At 67.4% G+C, this 16,327-nt stretch carries 16 protein-coding genes; 7 read left to right on the forward strand and 9 right to left on the reverse strand.

Translation table 11 applies throughout. The annotated features are described in order from the left end of the window. Positions 1–3 precede the first annotated feature (3 nt). Positions 4–438, forward strand: a complete 435-nt coding sequence (locus tag HWX58_RS12165; protein ID WP_175988081.1) for a cytochrome c oxidase subunit 4 — start codon at positions 4–6, stop codon at positions 436–438. A gap of 70 nt (positions 439–508) precedes the next feature. Here HWX58_RS12165 and HWX58_RS12170 read toward each other — a convergent pair whose 3' ends face one another. The 6 genes from HWX58_RS12170 to ctaE form a co-directional block, all read right to left on the reverse strand. Then, the gene (locus HWX58_RS12170; protein WP_175988083.1) at positions 509–1,729 is read right to left on the reverse strand and encodes a hypothetical protein; all 1,221 of its coding nucleotides are present in this window, start codon (positions 1,727–1,729) and stop codon (positions 509–511) included. Positions 1,730–2,068: 339 nt separating this feature from the next. Continuing rightward, a complete protein-coding gene (locus HWX58_RS12175; protein ID WP_175988085.1) occupies positions 2,069–2,488 on the reverse strand; it encodes a rhodanese-like domain-containing protein in 420 nt (139 codons plus the stop codon). Between the two features lie 115 nt (positions 2,489–2,603). Continuing rightward, positions 2,604–4,415, reverse strand: coding sequence for a cytochrome bc1 complex cytochrome b subunit (gene qcrB / locus HWX58_RS12180; protein ID WP_175988087.1), 1,812 nt, complete (start codon positions 4,413–4,415; stop codon positions 2,604–2,606). Further along, positions 4,412–5,488, reverse strand: a complete 1,077-nt coding sequence (qcrA, locus tag HWX58_RS12185) for a cytochrome bc1 complex Rieske iron-sulfur subunit (protein ID WP_175988089.1) — start codon at positions 5,486–5,488, stop codon at positions 4,412–4,414. Before qcrA ends, qcrB begins: the two co-directional genes overlap by 4 nt. A gap of 36 nt (positions 5,489–5,524) precedes the next feature. Beyond that, positions 5,525–6,331, reverse strand: coding sequence for a cytochrome bc1 complex diheme cytochrome c subunit (gene qcrC / locus HWX58_RS12190; protein ID WP_175988091.1), 807 nt, complete (start codon positions 6,329–6,331; stop codon positions 5,525–5,527). Between the two features lie 20 nt (positions 6,332–6,351). Then, positions 6,352–7,044 (reverse strand): aa3-type cytochrome oxidase subunit III, encoded by a 693-nt coding sequence (gene ctaE / locus HWX58_RS12195; protein WP_175988093.1) that lies wholly within the window; start codon positions 7,042–7,044, stop codon positions 6,352–6,354. Between the two features lie 142 nt (positions 7,045–7,186). On the opposite strand from ctaE, the gene trpD reads away from it, so the two are divergent. The 3 genes from trpD to HWX58_RS12210 are packed head-to-tail and all read left to right on the forward strand — an operon-like array spanning position 7,187 to position 10,288. Continuing rightward, complete coding sequence (gene trpD, locus HWX58_RS12200; RefSeq protein WP_175988095.1) at positions 7,187–8,251, forward strand: anthranilate phosphoribosyltransferase; 1,065 nt, start codon at positions 7,187–7,189, stop codon at positions 8,249–8,251. A gap of 1 nt (position 8,252) precedes the next feature. Beyond that, positions 8,253–9,239, forward strand: coding sequence for a PHP domain-containing protein (locus HWX58_RS12205; protein WP_175988097.1), 987 nt, complete (start codon positions 8,253–8,255; stop codon positions 9,237–9,239). Then, entirely contained in the window at positions 9,227–10,288 is a 1,062-nt protein-coding gene (locus HWX58_RS12210) for an MFS transporter (RefSeq protein WP_175988099.1), read from the forward strand. Before HWX58_RS12205 ends, HWX58_RS12210 begins: the two co-directional genes overlap by 13 nt. On the opposite strand, the gene HWX58_RS12215 is transcribed toward HWX58_RS12210, so the two are convergent. The 3 genes from HWX58_RS12215 to HWX58_RS12225 form a co-directional block, all read right to left on the reverse strand. Next, positions 10,225–11,154, reverse strand: a complete 930-nt coding sequence (locus HWX58_RS12215; RefSeq protein WP_175988100.1) for a 5'-3' exonuclease — start codon at positions 11,152–11,154, stop codon at positions 10,225–10,227. The two genes, HWX58_RS12210 and HWX58_RS12215, sit on opposite strands and share 64 nt — an antisense overlap. A 26-nt stretch (positions 11,155–11,180) precedes the next feature. Continuing rightward, entirely contained in the window at positions 11,181–11,918 is a 738-nt protein-coding gene (locus HWX58_RS12220; protein WP_175988102.1) for a hypothetical protein, read from the reverse strand. 80 nt (positions 11,919–11,998) lie between these two features. Further along, entirely contained in the window at positions 11,999–12,544 is a 546-nt protein-coding gene (locus tag HWX58_RS12225; protein WP_175988105.1) for a hypothetical protein, read from the reverse strand. Between the two features lie 211 nt (positions 12,545–12,755). Here HWX58_RS12225 and rpsA point away from each other — a divergent pair, with 211 nt between their 5' ends. The 3 genes from rpsA to HWX58_RS12240 all read left to right on the forward strand — a co-directional run bounded on the left by rpsA (position 12,756) and on the right by HWX58_RS12240 (position 16,221). Then, positions 12,756–14,219, forward strand: a complete 1,464-nt coding sequence (gene rpsA / locus HWX58_RS12230) for a 30S ribosomal protein S1 (RefSeq protein WP_175988107.1) — start codon at positions 12,756–12,758, stop codon at positions 14,217–14,219. 125 nt (positions 14,220–14,344) lie between these two features. After that, on the forward strand, positions 14,345–15,199 hold the full coding sequence (locus tag HWX58_RS12235; RefSeq protein WP_175988108.1) for an ABC transporter ATP-binding protein: 855 nt from the start codon (positions 14,345–14,347) through the stop codon (positions 15,197–15,199). Further along, positions 15,196–16,221: an aliphatic sulfonate ABC transporter substrate-binding protein gene (locus tag HWX58_RS12240; protein WP_175988110.1), complete on the forward strand. Its 1,026-nt coding sequence runs from the start codon at positions 15,196–15,198 to the stop codon at positions 16,219–16,221. The genes HWX58_RS12235 and HWX58_RS12240 overlap by 4 nt, the downstream gene beginning before the upstream one ends. Positions 16,222–16,327 lie beyond the last annotated feature (106 nt).

The raw sequence follows: 16,327 nt of genomic DNA on the forward strand, positions 1-16,327 counted from the left end.
GCAATGCGTTCAAACATCGTTCTGGGGGGGATCCTCGCCGCGTTCTTCGCCGTCGTCGGCACGGTTTACACGGTGTGGCACATCATCGCGTACCCCGATCTGGTCGGCGCGATGCGCGTCGAGTGGGTCGGAACGGTCGCACTGTTCTTCGGCATGTTCATGTCGGCCATGGTCGCCGTCTACCTGCAGCGCACGCACAAGGCGCAGGGCGGCGAGCTGCCGGAGGACATCCTGACCTCCGATATCGACGACGGCGACCCGGAGCTCGGCGAGTTCAGCCCGTGGTCGTGGTGGCCGCTCGTGCTGGCTGCTTCCGCCGGTGTCTTCCTCGTCGGCATGGCCGTGGGCCAGTTCCTGCTGCCGATCGGCGTCGCGATCTTCGCTGTGGCGATCGTCGGCTGGGTCTACGAGTACTACCGCGGACACTTCGCTCGATAGAAACGCGGATCTGCCCGCACAGACAAGAGAACGCCCCTGGCATCAGCCAGGGGTGTTCTGCTGCGTCCAGCTACTCGCCGGAATCCGGAAGGAAGGCAGTGATGCCGTTCGCTCGATCGATGACGACCGGCTGATACGTGTCGTAACCCAACATCGCGAGGGACGCGACCGATGGCGGCATCTTCTCGAACGGTCGACCGGAGCTGTCGCACGTCGTGAACTTGTTCGCCTCGAAGTAGAGGGGCTCGCTCCAGATCGACTCCAGCGTGATCTTCTTCTGTGCCGCGCGGCAGAGCAGGACAGCGTCGTCGGGCAATCCGGATGTCGCGCCGGTCGCAGGATCCACCAGGTGCGCACGGCCGTCGAGGCTCACCAGCAGCCACTGGCTCCCCGGCATCCACCCAGCAGACCGGTCGTGGGGCACGCCGACGTTCATGGCATCGGCGCCCAGATCGAGCGACCAGACCTCCTCGCCTGACCCGACGTCGATACCGAACATGGTCTGCGCGACGTCTTCGTATGCGAACTCGCCCGCGGTGGTGCCGTTCCGGGTGCTCGTGACGGTGCCTTCGTCGTACCTGCACAGCACGATCACGTCTGCCTCGACCCGGATGTGATGGTCTGCGACGGCGCAGGGACGAGCGCCCTCCAGGCGCCACACCGTTTCCCCGGATTCCTTGTCGATCGATGAGACGGTGCCGCTGACCAAGGATTCGGTCGTCGGACCGTCGTGAGACTCGACGCTGCTCGGGGCCGGAAATCCGGCGATCAGGAGAGACCCGTCGCCGACGTCCCTCCAGCTGAGTGTCGCATCCGGTGACGATCGGGGACCGAAGACCTCGGCGAATGGCCGTGTCCACAAGATCTCCCCATCATTCCCGTACTGCACGCCTCGTGTCTCCAGGATCGACAGATCGCCGATGAGAGGTTCGCCTTCGCCGATGAAGGGCGCACCGGCCGCCGTTGCGGGAGCGAGCTTCTGGTCGGCGGGCGAGTACTGCAAGACTCGGTCCGAGGCTGTCCGGCTGCCCGGATAGTTGCCGACGATGCAGAATTCACTCTCTCCGCACACGAAGGGGCGGTATGCCCACACCTGCGTCTTCTCCAGCCCCGGGTCGATCACCTCGCCCGTGCGCACATCGAGGATGAGGAACCGGGACCAGGACCATGCTCCGGCATCCTCCTGCTCGGGAACCAGCGCCGCCACCTGCCACTCGTCATCGACCTTCGCACTGCGGGCTGGTGGGACGACCCCGTCGACGTCCTGCCGGGCACGGTCCGGCGGGACCACAGTTCCGTACCGCTGCTCACGTCGTAGGCGACCAGTCGCTCCTTGCTGGCGGTCATGCTGCTGCTGCTGTCCGTGCGCGACGACTCCTCGTAGACGAGTACGACGTCCTCGACGACCATCGGCGAACTCAGCAGCGTGCCGTACACGCTCCAGTCCGCTTCAGCGACGGTGCCCCATTGGTCCGCCACAGGTGTCGGCGCGCATCCGGCGAGTGCCACGATGAGTGCGAGAAGCGCTGCGATGCGCGACTTTCTGTTGAGAGCGGTATTCACACCACGAATGTAGACCGGAGGCTCGGAGGCCCGCTCGCGGGCTGTGAATAACCCCGTCTCGACGAGGTCAGGAGCGTGCGCGGATGCGGGGAACACCCGTGAGGGGATCGATCGGGCGCCGGTGGATGCCGTCATGGTCTTCGACCGGGTAGCCCTCTCGGACCCAGTACTCGTAGCCGCCGATCATCTCGCGCACGTCGTACCCGAGCTTCGCGAACTCGAGCGCTCCCTTCGCGCCGGCGTTGCACCCGGGGCTCCAGCAGTACACGACCACCTCGGTGCCGGCGGGGATCTCCTGCGGGGCGCGCTCCGCGATCTCCCGGTAGGGCATGTGCACGGCGCCTGCGACCCGTCCCTGTGCCCAGGCTTCACCTGAGCGGACATCGATCACCACGACGCCGTCTCCGGCCGTCTGGCGGGCGTAGAGGTCACTGGCATCGGTCTCGAAGGCCAGCTTGGCGGCGAAGTAGTCGGCTCGATCGATCATGGCCCCAGCCTAGAGCCGCGCTCGCCCTCGACGATCGAGTATGACGACCTTGTCGGAGCGACGAGAAAGGCCCCGATGCGCAGAGCGCACCGGGGCCAGGGGAGAGGGGAGGGACCTACTGGCCGCCGTCCTTCTCCTTGTTCTTCTTGCCCTGGTCGGTGGCGATCACCGAGCTGGGCGTGTTCGGCGTCTCGTCGACGTGGGTCTCGCGCTCGGGCTGCGCTGGCGCATCCGGGAACCCGGCACGCTCATGGGCGCCCTGAATCTCAGCGGCCTCGGTCGCGTCCGTATCGGCGGTGACGTGGTGCTGGTGTGCATCCGCGGCATCCACCTCTGCCTGGGTGAGCGGTGCGAGCCGGTCCTCGTAGAACCAGCGCGAGAGGCTCGAGCGAAGGTTCTGCGTCCAGGAGATGCGTCCCTTCGCGTTCGGGCGCACCACAAGGGGCTCGTAGCTGTCCACGTCGATGAGCTTCCAGCGGTCGTACTTGTCGACCGGCTGATGCACCTCGATGTACTCGCCACCGGGGAGGCGGACGATGCGTCCCGACTCGTAGCCGTGCAGCACGATCTCGCGGTCCTTCTTCTGCAGCGCGATGCAGATGCGCTTGGTGACGAAGTACCCGGCGATCGGGCCGAGGAAGAGCAGTGCCTGCAGGGTGTGGATGACGCCTTCCATCGTGAGGTGGAAGTGCGTCGCCATGAGGTCGGACGATGCCGCCGCCCACATGACAGCGTAGAAGATCACCCCGGCGACACCGATCGCGGTGCGCGTCGCGGCGTTGCGCGGGCGCTGGGCGATGTGGTGCTCGCGCTTGTCTCCGGTGACCCACGCCTCGATGAAGGGGTAGATGGCGACGAGCACGATGAACAGACCCAGCACCGCGACCGGCACGAGGATGCCGAACGACCAGGTGTGGTTCAGGAACACGATGTCCCAGTTCGACGGTGCGAGGCGCAGCGCGCCGTCCGCGAAGCCGATGTACCAGTCGGGCTGGGTGCCGGCCGAGACGGGGGACGGGTCGTACGGTCCGTAGTTCCAGATCGGGTTGATCTGGAAGAACGTCGCGATGAGCACGATCGTGCCGAAGACGATGAACAGGAAGCCGCCCATCTTCGACATGTACACCGGCATCATCGGGTAGCCGACGACGTTGTCGTTCGTGCGGCCGGGGCCGGCGAATTGGGTGTGCTTGTTGACGATCATCAGCATCAGGTGGACGACGATCAGGCCGATCACCAGCAGCGGCAGCAGCAGGATGTGCAGCGTGTACAGGCGGCCGACGATGTCGACGCCGGGGAACTCGCCGCCGAAGAGCAGGAACGAGGTCCACGTGCCGATCAGGGGGAGGCCCTTGACCATGCCGTCGATGATGCGCAGGCCGTTGCCCGAGAGCAGGTCGTCGGGCAGCGAGTAGCCGGTGAAGCCCTCGGCCATCGCGAGGATGAACAGCACGAAGCCGATCACCCAGTTCAGCTCGCGCGGCTTGCGGAACGCACCGGTGAAGAAGATGCGCAGCATGTGCACGCCGATTCCCGCGACGAACACGAGCGCGGCCCAGTGGTGGATCTGGCGGACCAGCAGGCCGCCGCGCACGTCGAACGAGATGTTCAGGGTCGACTCGAGAGCCGCCGACATCTCGATGCCGCGCATCGGGGCGTAGGCGCCGGTGTAGTGCGTCTCAACCATGGACGCCTGGAAGAAGAAGGTCAGGAAGGTTCCGGAGAGGAACACGACGACGAAGCTCCACAGCGCGATCTCGCCGAGCATGAACGACCAGTGGTCGGGGAAGATCTTGCGTCCGAGCTCCTTGACGAAGCCGGAGAGGCTCGTGCGCTCATCGATGTAGTTCGACGCTGCGCCGACGAAACGACCGCCGAGAGGGGCTTTGTTGTCCTTGTCCTCTTTGGACAGCGTTGCGGTGCTCAATGGCGCTCCCAGAAGCTCGGGCCGACAGGCTCGGTGAAGTCGCGGCGGGCGACGAGGTAGCCCTCGTCATCGACGGTGATCGGGAGCTGCGGCAGCGGGCGTGCGGCCGGGCCGAAGATCACCTTGGCGTGGTCGGTGACATCGAACTGCGACTGGTGGCACGGGCACAGCAGATGGTGCGTCTGCTGCTCGTACAGGGCCACGGGGCAGCCGACGTGGGTGCAGACCTTGGAGTACGCGACGATGCCGTCGTACGACCAGTCCTTGCGCTCCTCGGACTCGATGAGCTGCTCGGGGCGCAGACGCATCATGAGGACGATGGCCTTGGCCTTCTCCTCCAGGTAGCCGTCGTGGTGGGACAGGGTCGCGAGTTCCTCGGGGATGACGTGGAAGGCGGACCCCAGCGTGACGTCCGCAGCGCGGATCGGCGTGCCGTCGGGGTCGCGCACCAGACGCTGGCCCTCGGCCCACATCGTGTGCTTGAGCAGAGCGACCGGGTCGCCCTTGGTGGGGTCGTCGGGCGTGCTGTGCGGCGCAAGGCCGCGGAACAGCGCGACTCCCGGGACGATCGAGGCGACCACGGCGGCGATCAGCGAGTTGCGGATCATCGTGCGGCGGCCGAAGCCCGACTCCTCGTTCGCGTCGGCGAACGCCTGGATGGCGGCCTCGCGCGTCGAGTCCTTGCCCCGGGTGGGGTGGCGGTGCTCGATGTGCTCCTTGTCGCTCATCAGCGCCTTGGACCAGTGGATCGCGCCGATGCCGATCGACAGCAGCGCGAGTGCGATGCCGAGACCGATGAAGAGGTTGTTGTTGCGGATCGACGCCATCGAGCCGTCTTCGATCGGGAACAGCATGTAAGCCGCGACGGCCCAGATGCTGCCGGCGAGCGACAGGTAGAACAGCGTGTAGACGGTTCGTGCGGCCCGCTTCTCAGCCTTCGGGTCCAGGTCGGTCATCCGCTCGCGGTGCGGCGGCAGCCCGGGGTTCTGCACGGGATCGCTGACTGCGACACCCAGCCCGGGGGAGGGCTGGTAGGCCCTGTCAAGGGCCTGCGAGTCGTCGTCGTGTGCCATGGTGCTCCTCGTACGTTCCTCTTCGTTGAATATGCGTCAGTTGGACTTCGCCGTGATCCACACGGTCGCGCCGACGAGGGCGCCGATGCCGAAGATCCAGACGAACAGGCCCTCGGAGACCGGTCCGAGCGAGCCCAGCGTGAACCCGCCGACCTGGACTTCCTGCTGCTGGAAGATCAGAGCGGCGATGATGTCGCGCTTGTCCTCGTCCGACAGGTTCATGTCGCCGAAGACGGGCATGTTCTGCGGGCCGGTGACCATGGCCGCGTAGATGTGCAGGGGGCTGGTGCTCGTGAGCGGCGGGGCGTACTTGCCCTCGGTGAGCGCACCACCGGCTGCGGCGACGTTGTGGCACATCGCGCAGTTGATGCGGAACAGCTCGGCGCCGTGGGCGATATCCGCATCCTTGCCGTCGAGCACCCAGTCCTCGGGGTACGTGGGGCCGGGCGCGACGGACTGCACGTACGAGGCCATGGCCTCGATCTGGTCCTGGGTGAACTGCACCGGCTTCTGCGGGGCCTGCGGACCCTGCATCTGCAGCGGCATGCGTCCGGTCGCGACCTGGAACTCGACAGCCAGCTCGCCGACGCCGTACAGGCTCGGGCCGCTCTCGGTGCCCTGCAGGTCGAGGCCGTGGCAGGTGGCGCAGTTGGCCTGGAACAGCTTCTCGCCGTCGTCGACCGTCAGCTGGGTGCTCGCCGACGTCGGGGTCTCGCTGGCTGCCATCGCCGCCGACGCACCGGCGTAGATGCCTCCGGTGATCAGGAGTCCCGCACCGATGAGCGCCGCAGCGGCCAGGGGGCTACGGCGTCCGTTCGAGCGACGCTTCTTCTCTCGTGCCATTTCGCAGGTCAGCTCCGCTCTTATTTCAGGAAGTAGATGACGAAGAACAGCACGATCCAGACGACATCGACGAAGTGCCAGTAGTACGACACGACGATCGAGGAGGTCGCCTCCTTGTGTGCGAAGTTCTTGACCGCGAACGCGCGCCCGATGACGAGCAGGAACGCGATGAGTCCGCCGGTGACGTGGAGGGCGTGGAAGCCCGTGGTCAGGTAGAAGGCCGAGGCGTAGGCGTCAGCCTGGATCGGCATGCCCTCGGCGACCAGCTGGGCGTACTCCCAGACCTGGCCGGAGACGAAGATCGCGCCGAGCGCGAAGGTGACCCAGAACCACTCGACCATTCCCCAGCCGAAGAGGCGACGGCGTCCTGCGCCGTTGAGCTGCCCCTTCTTGATGCGGTAGGCCTGCAGGTCCTCGGCCGCGAAGACGCCCATCTGGCACGTCACAGACGAGAACACCAGGATCGCGGTGTTGACGGCGGCGAACGGAACGTTCAGCAGCTCCGTGCGATGCGCCCACAGTTCGGGCGAGGTGCTGCGCAGGGTGAAGTAGATCGCGAACAGACCCGCGAAGAACATCACCTCGCTGCCGAGCCACACGATGGTGCCGACAGCTACCGGATTCGGGCGCTTGATCGTTCTTGCCGCCGGGGCATAGGTCGCTGAGGTGGTCACCTCTCCATTATGGCCGATCCGCGAGCGTGATTCTTGCATCCCCGGTCCTCGTTTCCATGTTCAGCGACTTAGGGGACCCTAAGAGAACACTGCGAATCCGCGATGAATTCAACGGAATCAGCCGATGGTGCATCGACGGGACGCGGATGAGGAATTCATCCGCGCCGATAGGATCGCACACATGGCTGATTCCCTGACCTGGCCCGATGTCCTCACGACGCTTCTGGAGCGTCGCGATCTGAGCGTCTGGGAGTCGACGTGGGCGATGCGTCAGGTGATGCAGGGCAAGGTCTCGGACGCCCAGTTGGCCGGGTTCCTCGTCGCGCTGCGCGCCAAAGGGGAGACGATCGACGAGATCGTGGGATTCCGCGACGCGATCCTGGAGGCGGCCGTCCCGCTTCGCGTCACGCCGAACGTCCTCGACATCGTCGGGACGGGCGGCGATCGATTCGGGACGGTCAACGTCTCGACCACCGCCGCCATCATCATCGGTGCGACCGGAATCCCCGTCGTCAAGCACGGCAACCGTGCCGCGAGCTCCGCATCCGGCTCGTCCGACGTGCTCGGCGCTCTCGGACTCCAGCTCTCGATCTCGCCCGACGACGTCGCCGCCGTGCTGGACCGCACCGGCATCACGTTCGCCTGGGCCGCCGCGTTCCACCCAGGATTCAAGAACGCAGGCGCCGCGCGCAGCGAACTCGGCGTGCCCACCGTGTTCAACATGCTCGGCCCGCTGTGCAACCCCGCTCGCGCGGAGGCCAACGCGGTCGGCGTCGCCCAGATGGAGCGGGTTCCCCTGATCACGGGCGTGTTCCGCACCCGCGGTGCGACCGCGCTCGTCTTCCGCGGTGACGACGGGCTCGACGAGCTGACCACGACAGGTCACAGCCGCATCTGGGAGGTCTCCCGCGGAGACATCCACGAGCACGACCTCGATCCTCGTGATCTCGGCATCCCGACGGCGGACATCGCCGACCTCATCGGCGGGTCGCCGGCGCACAACGCCGGCATCCTGCGCGACACGCTGGCCGGTACCAGGGGCCCCGTCCGCGACATCGTGCTCCTCAACGCCGCGGCCGGCATCGTCGCGTTCGAGCTGTCGCAGGATGCGACGCAGGCGACGCTGCCGATCGTCGAGCGCCTGCGCGAGGCCTATGCGCGTGCCGAAGCGGCCATCGACGACGGCAGCGCGACGGCGAAGCTCGACGCGTGGGTCGCAGCCACACGCGAACTCGCCCAGGGCTGAGATGGATCCCGTCGACGCGCTGCTCGAGATCGCCTCCCTCCTCGAGCGCGAGCGGGCGTCACGGTACCGCGCGAAGGCGTTCCGCCAGGCGGCTGCGACCCTGCGCGAGCTCCCGGCCGAGATCATCGAGGACCCGACACGCCTGCGCGCGGCGAAGGGCATCGGCGAGTCGACGTTCGCCGTGATCCGCCAGGCCCAAGCGGGGGAGGTGCCCGATTACCTCGCGGATCTTCGGGGCCAGGTGGCGCCGGAGAAGACGACGGTGCTGCGCACGAAGCTGCGCGGCGATCTGCACGCGCACACCGACTGGTCGGACGGCACGACGCCGATCGCCGTCATGGCGGACGCCGCCCGCGCCCTCGGCCACGAGTACCTGGCGATCACCGACCACTCGCCGCGGCTCCGCGTCGCCCGAGGGCTGTCGGCCGAGCGTCTGCGCGAACAGATTCCGCTGGTGCGCGCGGAGTCGACGGATGCGTTCAGAATGCTGACCGGCATCGAGGTCGACATCCTCGAGGACGGCGCACTGGACCAGGAGCGGGAACTCCTCGAAGAGGTCGACATCGTCGTGGCATCCGTGCACTCCAAACTCCGCATGGAATCGCGCGAGATGACCCGGCGGATGCTCACGGCGGTCGCGCACCCGCACGTGAACGTGCTGGGGCACTGCACCGGCAGGCTCGTGCAGGGCGAGCGGGGGACCCGGCCGCAGTCCGTCTTCGACGCGCGAGCGGTGTTCGACGCGTGCGCCGAGAACGGTGTCGCGGTCGAGATCAACTCGCGACCCGAACGGCAGGATCCGCCGGACGATCTGATCGCGATCGCGATCGATGCGGGATGCCTGTTCTCCATCGACTCGGATGCGCACGCGCCCGGCCAGCTCTCACTGCTCGATCACGGCGCCGAACGAGCGGAGAACGCGTGCGTTCCGGCCGAACGCATCGTGACGACCTGGGGCCTCGAGCGTCTGATGGCGTGGGCGGAGTGATCAGACGATCCGCACCGTGGCCGGTGCTCGTCGGCATCCTCGTCGCGGCTCTCAGTCTTCGCGCGCCGATCATCGCGCTCACGCCGGTCCTGCCCGAGATCATGGCCGACCTCGGCATCGGCTCCGCGTCGGCGGGACTGCTGACCACCGCGCCGGTGGTGATGTTCGCGCTGATGACGCCGCTCGCGGCGCTCGTGATCCGCCGCGCCGGCCCCGAGCTCGCGCTGCTGATCGCGCTCGGCGGCGTCATGATCGGCACGCTGGTGCGTGCGCTCCCCGGATTCGGACCCATGCTCACCGGAATGGTCATCATGGGCGCGACGATCACAGCCGGAAACGCCGTGATCCCGGTGATCATCCGTCGCGACCTCCCGCCCGAGCGCACGGCCGTGGCGACGGCTGCGTACACGGCGACGCTGAACGTCGGCTCGCTCCTGACCGCTCTGGCGACCGTTCCTCTGGCGGAGGCGACGGGCTGGTCGGCGGCGCTGCTGATCTGGGGTGCGTTCACCGTGATCGGTCTCGCGCTGTGGATCGTGCACATCGCCCGAACACGTTCCTGGCGTTCCGCCGAGCGCTCATCGGGGGAGGCCTCGGAGACCCGCGCGACACGATCCGAAGCGGCGAGCATCACCGGGCCGCTGCCGGTCGTCGTCGACAACCATGGTCGTCGGGATGCTGATAGTCCCGGAATACGCCGGCGTCTGGGCCTCATTCGGCGTGATCACGCACTCGAGCGGATTCGTGCTGATCGTCACCGGCCTCGTGCGGGTCTCGCGGTCGGATGCCGAGGCCGCGACGATGTCGGCCGTGGTGCAGGGTGGCGGATACCTGTTCGCCGCTCTCGGTGCGCCGATGATGGGTGCGCTGCGGGAGGCGAGCGGAGGATGGCAGCTGCCGCTGCTCGTGGTCGCGGGCATCGTGCTCGTCTACACCGCCTCGCTCGTGTCGGCGATGCTCACGGTGTTCCTGCGGCGCTGAGCACCTATCCGACGGGGCGGTCGAGCGCCGCGATCGCGCGCTGCATGGAGCTGCCGAGGTTCCACTGAGCGGCGAGCTCCTCGGCCGACGCGGTCTGGGCGGCGTCGAGGGCGCGGGCCGGGGTTGCGGGAACCGCGATGTCGAGGCCCCGTGCGACCTCGACGACAGTCGGTGCGACATCGAGGTAGTCGGATGCCGCGATGACCTTCGCCTGCACACCTGCGCTCATGCCTTCGCCGGCGACCGCGGCGGCACGGATGCCGGCGAGATCGCCGTGGTCCTTGAGGAGCGCTGCTGCTGTCTTCTCGCCGACGCCGGCGACTCCGGGCAGGCCGTCCGAGGCGTCGCCGCGCATGGTCGCGAAGTCCGCGTACTGCGAGGGGAGGACGCCGTACTTCGCGACGACGGTGGCGTCGGTGACGATCTCGAGGTTGCTCATGCCGCGCGCGGTGTAGACGACGCGGATGCCGCGGTCGTCGTCGACGAGCTGGAACAGGTCGCGGTCGCCGGTGACGATGTCGACGGGGATGGTGGATCGCGTCGCGAGTGTACTGATGACATCATCGGCCTCGTGGGCGGCGACTCCGATGATCGGGATGCCGAGGGCGGTGAGCGTCTGGCGGATCAGAGGGATTTGGGCTTCGAGCGGATCGGGCACCTCTTCGACGTCCGGTCCTGCGGCGACGACTTCGACGACGCGGTGCGTCTTGTAGCTGGGGATGAGGTCGACGCGCCAGTGCGGGCGCCAGTCGTCGTCCCAGCAGGCGACGATGTGCGTGGGCTCGTAGAGCGTGACCAGCTTCGCGATGATGTCGAGCAGACCACGCGCCGCGTTCACCGATGTGCCGTCCGGTGCCTTCACCTTGTCCGGTACGCCGTAGAACGCGCGGAAGTACAGGGATGCGGTGTCCAGCAGCATCAGCTTGTCGCTCATGCGTTCAGCATGTCACAGGGGAACGGTCAGCATCCGGGGGAGCTCGGCGCCTGTTCGCAGGTGTAAGCGACGAGCGCGGTGTGCGCCTCGAAGATGCGGATCTCCTGCGGTGCGCCTGCCGAGGTGACCTCGCCGGCGATCGGGAACCAGCCGACGCCCAGATCGATCTCAGCGGTGTAGCGGACGTCGACCTGCGCGGTGTATGCGCCGCGTTCGGCATAGGTGTGGCTCGTGTCGGTCGGCGTGAACTGCGCCTGGCCGAGGGCCTCCCATGTCTCGCCGCCCGTGGTCGTGGTCGCTGTGGACCCGTCGCCGAACGCGAAGTCGAACGCGGAAGGGGTGAAGCGGACAGCGAGGGGGAATCCGAAGAGTTCGCCGTCGACGGTGTGCACGGATGCGTCGGCGACGAAGTTCGTCGGAAGGCCGGCGACGCCGACGTTGTCGGGCTCGCCGGTGATGACGGAGCCGTCCGGAGCGAAGCGGGCGAGGTCGGTGATCGTGATCGGCGGGATGCCGGCCTCCTCGTCCTGCTCCTCAGCGGGTTCCTCGCCGTCTTCGCCGGGGAGGAAGCAGGGGCGGCCGGAGTCCCACGCGTCCAGGCACAGCGTGAACTTGTCGGGGACGGGTGGGGCAGGGGACCAGTCGATGATGATCTGCTGCCAGTCGTCCCGGGAGATGGGGAAGATGCCCGGGTCGGGGGAGGTGGTCTGGGTTCCGTCAAGGATGATCTCTGAGCCGGAGTTACCTACTGAGCATGCGCCCAAGTCCTCTTTCCACTGCGGGCACGAAGAGGTTGCTGCCATCCCCGTGGGCACAAACGCCGCGAGAACGATTGACAACGCCGTCAGGAGCCCGCGCACGTCTCATCCTCGACCGCTTGGGATTCGCTGAGCGAGAGGCGGGATCCGCTCATCGTGAAGGTAACGTCGACGGCGGAGTGATCGGGGCGCGTAGGCGAGACGAGTGATGTGCCATCAGCATCAACCACATCAACGTCGCTCAAGTCTTTACACACCCGAGCACTTACTGTGCCGTCACTCGTGACCGTCGCTCCTCGGAACCATTCGATTGCGGCGGCCCCGGTTCGAGTCACGCCCTCGGCATGCAGTTGTGATAGCCCTTCGCGCTCTTCCGATCGATACGTCCCCGAAGTGAACTCGTCTAGTTGATCGAAAGTAGACGGGTCGCTGTAGTCCACGGCGTTGAATGCGTCGTTGTATGCCCGGTACACCTCCTCGGCGGCTGCGAACGCCTCCTCCTCGCTGGCGAACGCGGCGGTCGGCGTGGGCGTCGGCTCGGGCGCGGGCGTGCACGCGCTCAGCGTCGCTCCGGCCAGCATCAGCAGCGCCAGCATCCGGAACCGGTTCGTCGTCGATCGGAGCACCATCATCCGATCACGGTAGCCCGACCCCGCCGCATCCCGCCGTACTTATCCACAGCACACCGATGGCGCCATCTCTGATACTCTGAAGTGTCACTCGTGGCGCGTACACGCGCGCCCGGGTGTCACCAATCAAATCCAACTGCCTTTCCAGCGCTGGTCACGCGTGCGTGAGTGCTGAACAGGCCCGAGTATCCACCCAACAAGGACAACCCACTACATGACTACCGCAACGACCGCCCCGGCCACCAAGCAGGTCGCCATCAACGACATCGGATCTGCTGAGGACTTCCTGGCCGCGGTCGAGAAGACTCTGAAGTTCTTCAACGACGGCGACATCATCGAAGGAACGATCGTCAAGATCGACCGCGATGAGGTTCTGCTCGACGTCGGCTACAAGACCGAGGGTGTCATCCCCTCCCGCGAACTTTCCATCAAGCACGACGTCGACCCCAACGAGGTCGTCAAGGTCGGCGACGAGGTCGAGGCCCTGGTTCTCCAGAAGGAGGACAAGGAAGGCCGTCTGATCCTCTCCAAGAAGCGTGCGCAGTACGAGCGCGCCTGGGGCGACGTCGAGAAGATCAAGGAGAACGACGGCGTCGTCACCGGCACCGTCATCGAGGTCGTCAAGGGCGGCCTCATCGTCGACATCGGCCTCCGTGGCTTCCTGCCCGCGTCGCTCATCGAGCTGCGTCGCGTCCGCGACCTGACCCCCTACCTGGGCCAGGAGATCGAGGCGAAGATCCTCGAGCTGGACAAGAACCGCAACAACGTCGTCCTCAGCCGCCGCGCTCTGCTCGAGCAGACGCAGTCCGAGTCGCGCACGACGTTCCTCAACAACCTGCACAAGGGCCAGGTCCGCAAGGGCGTCGTCTCGTCGATCGTCAACTTCGGTGCGTTCGTCGACCTCGGCGGCGTCGACGGTCTCGTCCACGTCTCCGAGCTGTCCTGGAAGCACATCGAGCACGCCTCCGAGGTCGTCGAGGTGGGCCAGGAGGTCACCGTCGAGATCCTCGAGGTCGACCTCGACCGCGAGCGCGTCTCACTGTCGCTCAAGGCGACGCAGGAGGACCCGTGGCAGGTCTTCGCCCGCACCCACGCGATCGGCCAGATCGCTGCGGGCAAGGTCACCAAGCTCGTTCCGTTCGGTGCGTTCGTCCGCGTCGCAGACGGCATCGAGGGCCTCGTGCACATCTCCGAGCTCTCCAGCAAGCACGTCGAGCTGGCTGAGCAGGTCGTCTCCGTCGCCGAAGAGGTCTTCGTCAAGGTCATCGACATCGACCTCGAGCGTCGCCGCATCTCGCTGTCGCTCAAGCAGGCCAACGAGTCGGTCGACCCCAACGGCACCGAGTTCGACCCGGCCCTGTACGGCATGCTCGCCGAGTACGACGAGAACGGCGAGTACAAGTACCCCGAGGGCTTCGACCCCGAGACGGGTGCCTGGAAGGAAGGCTTCGACGCTCAGCGCGAGGCATGGGAGCAGGAGTACGCTGCGGCCCAGGCTCGCTGGGAGGCTCACAAGGCAGCCGTCGTCAAGGCCGCCGAGGCCGAGGCTGCCGCGGGCGACGACTTCGGCGCAGCCGCGGGTCAGTCGTTCACGAGCGACTCCGCCGGCGCCGGCACGCTCGCCGATGACGAGGCTCTCGCGGCTCTCCGCGAGAAGCTCTCGGGCGGCAACGCGTAAGCACGTCCCACTGGAACGGGCCGTCACCCTTCGGGGTGGCGGCCCGTTCCGCGTCTGCGGATGGCTTCGTGACGCAACGTTACGCCCGACTCGTAACATGGCGAAGGGTCCGCGACGATGGAGGAATGAGCTCCGCACTCCTTCCTCCGCGCACGGAGAACGCCGCGCCCTCGGGCGCCGCGACCGCCGTGCGTCTGGACGGCGTGCGACGCAGCTTCGTCGTCGCCGAGGGGCAGCGCCCCGTTCTGCGCGACCTCGACATCGAGCTCGGTGCCGGTGAGATCGTCGCGGTCGTCGGCCCGTCCGGATGCGGCAAGTCGACGCTCCTGCGCCTGATCGCCGGCCTCGACACCCCGACCGGCGGCATCATCTCGATCGATGGAACCGGCGTCGCCGACACCGACGAGCGCACGGCCGTCGCCTTCCAGGAACCGCGGCTGCTGCCGTGGCGCACCCTCGCGCAGAACGTCGAGCTCGGGCTTCCCCGCTCGCTGAAGGGCCGCTCCGCGCGCAAGGAGCGCGTCGCCGAGCTCCTCCGCCTCGTCGGGCTCGAGCACGCCGCGGACCAGCGACCCCGCGAGGTGTCCGGCGGCATGGCGCAGCGGGCGTCCCTCGCCCGGGCCCTCGCCCGCAACCCCAGCGTCCTGCTGCTCGACGAGCCCTTCGGCGCGCTCGACGCCCTGACCCGGCTACGGATGCAGGACCTCCTGCTCGACATCCACGCCGCCGAGCCGACGACCATCCTCCTCGTCACCCACGACGTCGAAGAGGCCCTCTACCTCGCGGACCGCGTGCTGCTGCTGCGCGCGCTGACCGCAGACCCCGACCCGGATGCCGCCTCGATCGCCCGAACGATCGATGTGCCCGGCATCCGCCCGCGAGACCGCGCCGATCGCGGCCTCGCGGACCTGCGCGCCGAACTCCTCGAGGGGCTCGGCGTCGACACCCACCACCACAACACCAATCTGGAGCCCCGATGAGCATCATCTCGCGCCGAATCGTCCCTGCGACCGCGATCGCCGGTGCGATGATGCTCATGGCATCCGGCTGCGTCGCCGGCGAGAACGCCGACGCCGCTCCCGTCGAGGGCTCCGACTGGTCCGCGAGCACCGTCACGGTCGACTGGGCCACGTACAACCCGCTGAGCCTTGTCATCAAGGACAAGGGCATCCTCGAGGACATCCTCGGCGACGATGTCACCGTCGAATGGGTGCAGTCCGCCGGCTCCAACAAGGCCAACGAGCTGCTGCGCTCTGGTTCCGTCGACGTGGGATCGACCGCCGGCTCCGCGGCGCTCCTCGCCCGCGCCAACGGCTCGCCCATCAAGGTCATCGACATCTACTCGCAGCCGGAGTGGTCGGCGATCGTCGTCGGCCCCGACAGCGACATCACGTCCGTCGAGGACCTCGCCGGCACATCGGTCGCCGCCACCAAGGGCACCGACCCGTACTTCTTCCTGCTGCAGGCGCTCGAGACCGCGGGCCTGAGCGTCGACGACATCGAGGTGCAGAACCTCCAGCACGCCGACGGACGCGCGGCCCTCGACGGCGGTTCCGTCGACGCGTGGGCGGGCCTGGACCCGATCATGGCGGCCGCCGAGGTCGAGTCCGGTGACAAGCTCATCTACCGCAACGTCGACTTCAACACCTACGGCTTCCTCAACGCCACCGAGGACTTCATCGACAACCACGCCGACCTGGCACAGGCCGTCGTCGACGCCTACGAGCACGCCCGCGAGTGGGCGCTCGAGAACCCCGAGGAGACGGCGCAGCTGCTCGCCGACGCCGCCGGAATCGACCTCGACGTGGCCACCACGGTGATCGAGGAGCGCTCGAACCTCGACGTCAGTGGCGTCCCCGGCGACGACCAGCTCGCCGTCCTCGAGAAGATCGCCCCCGTGATCGTCGACTCCGGCGACGTTCAGGGCGGTCGGGATGCCGTCGACAAGGCGCTCTCCGAGATCATCCACCCCGACTTCGCTCAGAAGGCCGTCGAAGGCTGATGAGCGACATCGCCGAAGCCTCGGCGCTCGAGGGCTCCCGGCGGGCCCTCGAGCAGTCGGCCGGTTCCGGACGTAGCGCAGGGCGGAATCTCTGGAACCGCCCTGG

Source organism: Microbacterium tenebrionis (genome assembly GCF_903645325.1).
In the GTDB taxonomy this organism is placed as follows: domain Bacteria; phylum Actinomycetota; class Actinomycetes; order Actinomycetales; family Microbacteriaceae; genus Microbacterium; species Microbacterium tenebrionis.